This is a genomic window from Kitasatospora sp. NPDC059462, assembly GCF_042749955.1.
GTDB lineage: Bacteria > Actinomycetota > Actinomycetes > Streptomycetales > Streptomycetaceae > Kitasatospora.
Genome location: NZ_JBHYUU010000298.1, coordinates 1 through 6,275, shown reverse-complemented (window position 1 = coordinate 6,275; position 6,275 = coordinate 1). Strand labels below are relative to the sequence as shown.

Genomic DNA, 6,275 nt, shown 5'->3' with positions numbered 1-6,275 from the left:
GCCGGAGGCCGAGCGCGGGGCGCTGCTGCGCGAACTGGTCCGCGGCGCCACCGCCGCGGTGCTCGGGCACAGCGGGCCGCAGGCCGTCGAGGAGGACCGGTCCTTCACCGAGCAGGGCTTCGACTCGCTGGCCGCCGTCGACCTGCGCAACCGGCTCAACGCGACGACCGGCCTGACGCTGCCCAGCACCCTGGTCTTCGACCACCCGAGCCCGGCGGCCCTGGCCGCCCACCTGGGCGACACCCTGCTGCCCTCGCGGCCGGGCACCGGTGAGGACCGGCCGCTCGATCCGCCGGTCCCGGTGACCGACGACCCGGTCGCGATCGTCGGCATCGGCTGCCGCTACCCCGGCGGGGTGAGCTCCGCCGAGGAGCTGTGGCAGCTGGTCGCCGACGGCGTCGACGCCGTCGGCCCGTTCCCCGAGGACCGCGGCTGGCGCCTGGACCGGCTCTTCCACCCCGACCCGGAGCGGCCCGGCACCTCCGCCGCCCGCGAGGGCGGATTCCTCTACGACGCCGCCGACTTCGACCCCGCGTTCTTCGGCATGAGCCCGCGCGAGGCGCTGGCCACCGACCCGCAGCAGCGGATCCTGCTGGAGACCGCCTGGGAGGCCGTCGAGCGGGCCGGCATCGACCCGGGGACGCTGCGCGGCAGCCGGACCGGCGTCTTCGTCGGCGTGATGTACGACGACTACGGCTCCCGCCTCAGCCAGGCCCCCGAGGCGCCCGACGGCTACGAGGGCTACCTGGTCAGCGGCAGCGCCGGCAGCGTCGCCTCCGGGCGGGTCTCCTACGCGCTCGGGCTGGAGGGTCCGGCGGTCACGGTGGACACGGCGTGCTCCTCCTCGCTGGTCGCGCTGCACCTGGCCGCCCAGGCCCTGCGCAGCGGCGAGGCGACCCTCGCCCTGGCCGGCGGCGTCACCGTGATGGCCACCCCCGCCACCTTCGTGGAGTTCAGCCGCCAGCGCGGGCTGGCCCCCGACGGGCGCTGCAAGCCCTTCGCGGCCGGCGCCGACGGCACCGGCTGGGCCGAGGGCGCGGGCGTGCTCGTCCTGGAACGCCTCTCCGACGCGCGGCGCAACGGGCACCCCGTGCTGGCCCTGCTGCGCGGCACGGCCGTCAACCAGGACGGTGCGTCGAACGGGCTGACGGCGCCGAACGGGCCCGCCCAGCAGCGGGTCATCCGGGCCGCACTGGCCTCCGCCGGCCTGAAGGCGGACGGCGTGGACGCGGTCGAGGCGCACGGGACGGGCACCCGCCTCGGCGACCCGATCGAGGCGCAGGCCCTGCTGGCCACGTACGGGCAGGGCCGGCCGGAGGGACGGCCGCTGTGGCTCGGCTCGATCAAGTCGAACATCGGCCACACCCAGGCGGCGGCCGGGGTGGCGGGCGTGATCAAGATGGTCGAGGCCATCCGGCGGGGCCGGCTGCCCGCGACCCTGCACCTGGACGCGCCCTCGCCGCACGTGGACTGGACGGCCGGGGCGGTGGAACTGCTGGCCGAGCCGCAGGAGTGGCCGCAGGCCGGCCGGCCGCGCCGGGCCGGGGTGTCCTCGTTCGGGATCAGCGGCACCAACGCCCATGTGATCCTCGAACAGGCGCCGCCGGCGGACGCGTCCGCGACGTCCGCGACGTCCGGGGCGCCCTCGGCGCCCGACGCACCCTCGGCGCCCGACGCACCCGAGGTCGCGGCGCGGCCGGACGCGGCCGGGCCGGTGGCCTGGCCGGTGTCGGCGCGCACCGGGCCCGCGCTGCGGGACCAGGCACAACGGCTGCTCGCCCTCGCCGCCGAGCTGCCCGGGGACCAACTGGCCGAAGCCGGAGCCGCGTTGGCCGTCACCCGGTCGGCCTTCGAGCAGCGCGCGGTGGTGCTCGGCTCCTCGCCGGCCGAACTGGCCGACGGGCTGCGGGCACTGGCCGCCGGAGCGGACTCCCCGGAGCTGCTGCGCGGCACCGCCCGGAGCGGCCGGACCGCCTTCGTCTTCACCGGCCAGGGCAGCCAGCGCGTCGGCATGGCCCGGGAACTGTACGGGAGGTACCCGCGGTTCGCGGCCGCCCTCGACGAGGTCTGCGAGGCCTTCGCGCCCCACCTGGAGCGGCCGTTGCGGGAGGTCCTCTTCGAGGAGACCGGCCTGCTGGACCGCACCGGCTACACCCAGCCCGCCCTGTTCGCCGTGGAGTTCGCCCTCGTGCGGCTGCTCGACCACTGGGGCGTGCGGCCGGACGCCGTCCTCGGGCACTCGATCGGCGCCGTCGCCGCCGCCCACACCGCGGGCGTGCTCACCCTGGACGACGCCGTCGCCCTGGTGGCCGCACGCAGCCGGCTGATGGACGCGCTGCCCGCCGAGGGGATCATGCTCTCCTTCCGGGCCGCCGAGCCGGACGTGCTCGCCGCCCTCGACGGCTACACCGACCGGGCCTCGGTGGCCGCCGTCAACGGCCCGCGGGCCACGGTCGTCTCCGGAGCGGAGGACGCCGTGCTCGCGGTCGCCGCCCGGCTCGCCGCCACGGGGGTCAAGGCCCGGCGGCTGACCGTCAGCCACGCCTTCCACTCCCCGCTGATGGACCCGATGCTGGACGACTTCCGCGCCGCCCTCGACGGCCTCGCCTTCGGCCGTCCGGCGATCCCCTTCGTCTCCGACCTCACCGGCCGCCCGGCCGATCCGGCGGACACCGACTGGCCCGACCTCTGGGTGCGCCAGGTGCGCGGGACCGTCCGCTTCGCCGACGGCGTGCGGGCCCTGCGGGACCTCGGCACCGTGCGCTACCTGGAGATCGGCCCCGACACCCTGCTCACCTCCCTGGTCGAGGACGTACTGGCCGGTGAGCCGCACGACCAGCGGGACCCGCAGGATCCGCAGGACCCGCCGGCCGTCACGGCGGCGGTGCTGCGGCGCGAACGCGACGAGGCGGACACCCTGCTGCGGGCCGTCGCCACCGTGCACGCCGCCGGGGCCGCCGTCGACTGGCCCGCCGTCCTGGGCGCCGCCGGCCGGTCGGCCCCCGGCCTGCCGACCTACCCCTTCCAGCGCACCCGGCACTGGCTCGACGCCCCGGCCGTCGCCGGCGACCTCGGGGCCGCCGGGCTCACCACCGCCGGTCACCCCTTCCTCGGAGCCGCCGTCGAACTCGCCGACGGCGCCGGGACGGTGCTGACCGGCCGGCTCGACCCGCGCGAGCACCCCTGGCTGGCCGGGCACACCGTGGCCGGCGCGACCGTGCTGCCCGCGACCGCCCTGCTCGACCTCGCGCTGCACGCGGGCCGCGCCGCCGGCCTGCCGGTCGTCGCCGCCCTCGACCTGCACGCCCCGCTGCTGCTCCCGGACGGCCCGGCGCTGCGGCTCCAGGTCGGGCTGGACCCGGCGGACGGCAACGGGGAGCGGGCCGTCCGCATCCACGCCCGGCCCGACACCGCCGACGAGGAACCCTGGACCAGGTACGCCGGAGGCGTGCTCGCGCCCGCCCCGGCCGAGCCGGCCCCGCCGCTGGGCAGCTGGCCGCCGCCCGGCGCCCGGCCGGTCGCCGCCGAGGAACTGTACGCCGCCCTCGACGCCCACGGCCTCGGCTACGGTGGCGCCTTCCGCACCGTGACCGCCGCCTGGCAGCACCCCGACGGCACCCTGTGGGCCGAACTCGCCGGCCCCGCCGAGGGCGCCCGGGACGCCGACCGGCGCTTCGTGGTGCCGCCCGCCGCCCTGGACGCCGCCCTGCACCCCTGGGCGCACGCGGGCCTGCCGTCCGACGACCGCACCACGCTGCGGCTGCCCGTCGCCTGGCGCGAGGTCCGCCCGTACGCGGCGGTCCCGACCGGACCGCTGCGGGCCCGGATCGTCCCGGACGGGGAGCACTGCGGCGCCGTCACCCTCTACGACGCGGACGGCGGCGTGCTGCTCCACGCCGGCGCCCTCGAACTCGCGGAGGTGCCCGCCGAGCGCTTCGCCGCCGCCCGCCGGAACGACCCGCTGCTCGTCCCCGGCACCCGCCGCCTGGCCCTTCCCGCGGACCCGCACCCGGCCGTCCTGGTCGAGAGCCTGTCCGAGCTCGCCGAACCCGTACCGGCGGTCGTCGGGCTGACCCTGCCGCCCCGTCCGGCGGACCTCCCCGTCCCCGACCAGGTCGCCCACGCCACCGGCTGGGCGCTGAGCACCCTGCGGGCCTGGCTGGCCGACCGCCGCCACGAGGCCTCCCGCCTGGTCGTCCTGCTGCCGGCGGCGGCCGAGGGCAGCGCCGACGCGCTCGCCGCGGCGGCGGCCGGAGGCCTGATCCGCTCGGCGGCTGCCGAACACCCCGGCCGGATCCTGCTGCTCGACACCGACCTCCCGCCCGGCACCCGTCCGGCGCTCCCCGCCCTCGCCTGGCCCGAGGACGAGCCCCACCTGCTGCTGCGCGCCGGGCAGATCCTGGCACCACGGCTGGCGGTGGCCTCGGCAGATGCTTCCGGCGGTGCCGGGGCGCCCGGCGCCGGTCACGCCGTGCCTGCGGCGTCGGCGGATGGTTCCGGCGACGCCGGGGTGTCCGGCGCCGGGGGCGTCCTGGTGTCCGCTGAGGCCGATGCCTCGACCGACGCTTCCGGCGGTGCCGGTGCGTCCGACGCCGGGGGCGTCCTGGCGGCCGGTGTGGCCGATGCCTCGACCGACGCTTCCGGCGGTGCCGGTGCGTCCGACGCCGGGGGCGTCCTGGCGGCCGGTGTGTCCGGGGCGTCGGCGGATGGCTCGGGTGATGCCGGGGGCGTCCTGGTGACCGGTACGCCGGGGGCGTCGGCGGATGGTTCCCGCAGTGCCGGGGGCGTCCTGGTGTCCGCTGAGGCCGATGCCCCGACCGACGCTTCCGGCGGTGCCGGGGCGTTCGGTGGTGGCAGTGTGCTGGTGACCGGCGCCTCCGGGGCGCTGGCGGCGGTGCTGGTGCGGCACCTGGTGGAGGTTCACGGGGTGCGCGGGCTGGTGCTGCTGAGCCGTAGCGGGCGGGTGGCACCCGGCCTGGCCGAGGAACTGGTGGGCCAGGGGGTCGCGGTGGTGCCGGTCACGGGTGACGTCGCCGATCCGGCGGCGGTCCGGGCCGCGCTGGCGCAGGCGCCGGACGGCCTTCCGGTCACCGGGGTCGTGCACGCCGCCGGTGTCCTGGACGACGGGCTGGTCGAGGGGCTGACGGACGAGCGGGTGACCGCCGTGCTGCGGCCGAAGGTGGCCGGTGCGTGGGCGCTTCACGAGGCGACCCGGGAGCTGCCGCTGCGGGCGTTCGTGCTGTTCTCCTCGGTCGCCGGGGTGCTCGGGACGGCCGGGCAGGGCTCGTACGCGGCCGCGAACTCCTTCCTCGACGCACTCGCCGGGTACCGGCACGAGGCCGGGCTGCCCGCGCTCTCCCTCCCGTGGGGCCTGTGGGAGGGCGACGGCATGGGGGAGAAGCTGAGCGTCGCCGACCGGGCGCGGATCGCCCGGACCGGGATCGCCCCGCTGCCCGCCGCGAACGCGCTCGCGCTGCTGGACGAGGCCCTGACGGCCGGTCGGCCGGTCGCGGTCGCCGCCCGGCTGGCGGCGCCCGGGGCCGGCGGGTCCGGCGGAGGGCCGGCGGCCGCGCTGCGCGAGCTGCTGGGGCGCCGGACGCCGCAACGCGCGGAAGCCTCCGCCGAGCCGGACCGCCGCGGCACGCTGGCCGCACTCGCGCCGCAGGAGCGCGGTCGGGCCGTCCTGGACCTGGTGCGCCGTTCGGTCGGCGAGGTGCTGGGACACGCCGATCCGGGTGCTCTGCCGGTGGACCGGGGACTGCTGGACCTGGGGCTGGACTCGCTCACGGCGGTGGAGCTGCGCGGACGCCTGGGCACCCTGCTCGGGCTGCGGCTGCCCAGCACACTGCTGTTCGACCACCCCACCGCCGCCGCGCTGGCCCGGCACCTGACCGGACTGGTGACCCCGGCCGGTCAGGACGGCCGCGCCGATGACGCCGGCGCCGACCGGGCCGCGGCGGCCTCGCCGCTCGCCGGGCTCGCGGCGATGGAGTCGGCGCTGGCCGGGCTGACCGCCGGGGGCGCCGGGGCGGCTGAGCTGGACCAGCTGGCGGCCCGTCTCCAGGCGGCCCTGGACCAGGTCCGCGCCGCCCGGGCGGCGGAGGGGGGCGACGGCTTCGCCGACCGGCTGGAGGAGGCCGACGGCGACGAGCTGTTCGACCTGATCGACCGGCAGCTCGGCCTGTAGCGGCCGGGGAGAGGCCCGGTGGCGGGCGGCCGGCGGCCGGACGGCCCCGGGCCGCGCCCCCTCCGGCCCCGTGTCTGTATGTTTTAAA

The 6,275-nt window shown here is 78.4% G+C and carries 1 protein-coding gene; it reads left to right on the top strand.

The genetic code is table 11. The features are described from left to right. A partial coding sequence (locus tag ACFXAM_RS37160; RefSeq protein ID WP_380298167.1) for an SDR family NAD(P)-dependent oxidoreductase occupies positions 1-6,187 on the top strand: 6,187 nt, incomplete at its 5' end. Positions 6,188-6,275 lie beyond the last annotated feature (88 nt).